Origin of the sequence: Asaccharospora irregularis DSM 2635 (assembly GCF_900129815.1) — a bacterium.
GTDB classification, from domain to species: domain Bacteria; phylum Bacillota; class Clostridia; order Peptostreptococcales; family Peptostreptococcaceae; genus Asaccharospora; species Asaccharospora irregularis.
In genome coordinates, this window is record NZ_FQWX01000067.1 from 1 (window position 1) to 3001 (window position 3001).

Here is a 3001-nt window from a genome sequence, read left to right on the forward strand (position 1 = left end):
CATAAAATAATTATACAAAAATCCCAAGCTCATTTGAACTTGGGATTTATTTTTTAAAAGGTATCGCCTCAATTTTTTAGTGCGACAGCCCCTTTTTATAATTAATTATTTTTACTTTGGATTAATAGTTCTGTTTTCTGTTATGATATAGTCCAGTTTGACATCATGATCTTCTATTGGAATTTCATCAAAAACTTGTAGTTCAAATGCAACTCCAACTGTAATGGCGTCATCTCTTAGAGTTATCAAAAACCTATCATAAAATCCAGCTCCGTACCCAAGTCTAAAACCATTTTTATCAAAGGCTATAGCTGGAACTATTACAACATCAATTTCTTTAGGGTATATATATTGTGAAGTCTGTGGATCAGGTTCTCTTATACCGTAATCACTTATCTTAATATTTGAATTTAAATCTTTTATTTCATAAGGTAGAAGTTCCCTAGTCTCTTTTACAGAAATAGGAGATACAACCCTTTTACCCATAGATATGAGGTTCTGAACTAACTTATCTGTTTTAACCTCATTGTTAAAATCTAAGTATAACATAATAGTATCTGCTTTTTTTATACAGTCAATACTTAATAATCTCTCAGTTATTAAAATAGAATTCTGACATTGATTAAAGTAATCTTGTTTTTCTCTAATAGCTATTGCTTTTTTTCTAAATTCATTTTTCATAAAATCTACCCCTTTATAGATGATTAAATAGGTATATAATATATAATGTATAATATACATTTTAGTATAAAAATAATAATTAAGCCAATAAATTCTACAATTGGTGGTAAAATAAAGGAATAAAATAAATTGCTACTAATATAATGTAAAGTAAGCTATATAAAAGGAGATGCGGAATATGTCAAAGAAGAAGGCTATTATTGGAGCGGTGCTTCTTGTAGTTGTTACTACTTTAGTAACATCGACAATGCAAATTGCACTTGGGAATAAAGTTATAATATCAAGAGATGTGTATGAAGGATATAAAAAATACAATAAACTTTTGGCACTAGAGGGAGAGATAAAGAATAGTTTTTATAAAGATACCTCAGATGAAAATCTCACAAATGGAGCAATAAAAGGATTATTTATGGGACTTGATGATGTGTATTCTCAGTATTACACAAAAAAAGAGTTTGATTCATTAAAGGAGCAAACTAGCGGTTCGTATGTTGGAATAGGAATATACATAAGTGCAGACCCAAAGGATGAGTACATAACAGTGATATCTCCTATACAAGGTTCACCAGCAGAGAAAAGTGGCATAAAGTCAGGAGATAAAATAATAAAAGTAGAAGGTAAGACGGTTACTTCAAAAGACCTAGATAAGGCTGTAGGTATGATGAAGGGAGAGGCAAACAAAAAGGGAACTACTGTAGAGCTTACAATAAAAAGAGAAGATAAAGAAATGACTATGGATGTAAAAAGAGAGGAAATAGTTGCTGATACAGTTGATGGTAAAATGATTGATGATGAAGTAGGATATATGCAAATAACTACTTTTAGTGAAAATACATATGATGAGTTCAAAGAGACGCTTTCAAAATTAAAAGAAAAAAATCTAAAAGGTTTAGTGATTGATCTTAGAGATAATGGAGGAGGACTTCTTGACATATGTAAAGATATAGCTGATGAGCTAATAGGAGAGGGAACTATAGTTTACACAAAAGACAATAAAGGAAATACAGAATACTTGAAATCAAATAAAGAAAAGCTAGGCATACCAATAGCTGTGCTGACAAATGAAGGAAGTGCATCGGCATCAGAGATACTTACTGCAGCTATTATAGATAACAAGGAAGGTATATCAGTAGGAACAACTACATTTGGAAAAGGATTGGTTCAAAGTGTAAGAGGTTTAAAAGATGGAACGGGATATAAATTGACAACTGCCCAATATTTTACTCCAAATGGGGATTATATAAATGGAAAGGGTATAAAACCTACTATAGAAGAAAAGGATGAGAAAAAACAATTACAGACAGCAGTAGACTGGATAAAGGAACAAATTAAGTAGAAAATTCAATAAAAAAAGCAAAAACAAGATATTCCAAAATAGACATTCAAGTACTTGAATGTCTATTTTAGAATAAATATAAGATAAAATAGATAATAATTAAAATCTAAAATAAAAAAATTAAATTATTATTTTAATATTGATTATATGTTGAAAAATAGTGTAATATGTAGTCAGTATTTTAAAAAAATGGCTTTATTTAAGAAATTTTGCGAAAAAAATAGAAGGATATAGAATACTTTTATAGAATTAAATAATAAGCTTAAGGTAATAATTTTAAGTAGGAAGTGATTTTATGAAAAAGGATAGTGCAAAAATTATTGATTTTCAGGCATATAAAAATAAGAAAAGACAGTCCGAAGTTGACCGAAGTGAACTTTTAGATTTAATAAGAAGAATAGTAACCACAAAATAGGGAGTTTTAAACTCCCTATTTTAATACTATGGCCTATATTTCTGTATCTGGTTTAATACATTCTTAAAGAACCTATATAATCCTTGAATTGAGAGAAATCACTATCGTTATTCAATTCTACGACCTGAGAACTCTCTGTATCAAAGTTTTTTAGGTATATAGTGTAGTTTTGGTCTGTACTATCATGGTATATACATCTATATCCATCCTCGTAAAGTTCTTTTAACTTAGAGAAGTCATCCATAAAACTACCTCCTTAAATTGAGTATCTACATATAGCTTTACAAAAAAAATAAATCATATTCAAGGTAAAGTATATATTTATTAATCTTATAAAAAAGTATAGATTTTAAATGAAAAAAGTATTGACATTAATTAATAAAGATAGTATAGTATTACTTGTCGATAAGAAACGACAAAAATAAATAAAAAATAATTTGACAAACTTAGAAAGTTATGATAAACTTAAATAGTTATCACGAAGAACCTTGAAAATTAAACAGTAGGTTAATTTATAGAATTGAAACAACACAAACCAAGCCAGATATTCAGATAATGATTAGTCTGAG

3 protein-coding genes are annotated in these 3001 nt (G+C 28.4%); 1 reads left to right on the forward strand and 2 read right to left on the reverse strand.

Annotated elements, in window-relative coordinates; all coding sequences use genetic code 11:
• Positions 1–111 precede the first annotated feature (111 nt).
• Complete coding sequence (locus BUB34_RS12785; protein WP_073127846.1) at positions 112–681, reverse strand: 5-formyltetrahydrofolate cyclo-ligase; 570 nt, start codon at positions 679–681, stop codon at positions 112–114.
• Positions 682–859: 178 nt separating this feature from the next.
• Between BUB34_RS12785 and BUB34_RS12790 the strand changes: the two genes are divergently transcribed.
• Entirely contained in the window at positions 860–2017 is a 1158-nt protein-coding gene (locus tag BUB34_RS12790; protein ID WP_084120413.1) for a S41 family peptidase, read from the forward strand.
• A gap of 467 nt (positions 2018–2484) precedes the next feature.
• Here BUB34_RS12790 and BUB34_RS12795 read toward each other — a convergent pair whose 3' ends face one another.
• Positions 2485–2676: a hypothetical protein gene (locus BUB34_RS12795; protein WP_073127850.1), complete on the reverse strand. Its 192-nt coding sequence runs from the start codon at positions 2674–2676 to the stop codon at positions 2485–2487.
• Positions 2677–3001 lie beyond the last annotated feature (325 nt).

What these genes read in the sequence shown, in the direction of transcription:
- BUB34_RS12795 (WP_073127850.1), bottom strand. Translation starts at nt 2,676, where the DNA reads ATGGATGACTTCTCTAAGTTAAAAGAACTTTACGAGGATGGATATAGA.
- BUB34_RS12790 (WP_084120413.1), top strand. Translation starts at nt 860, where the DNA reads ATGTCAAAGAAGAAGGCTATTATTGGAGCGGTGCTTCTTGTAGTTGTT.
- BUB34_RS12785 (WP_073127846.1), bottom strand. Translation starts at nt 681, where the DNA reads ATGAAAAATGAATTTAGAAAAAAAGCAATAGCTATTAGAGAAAAACAA.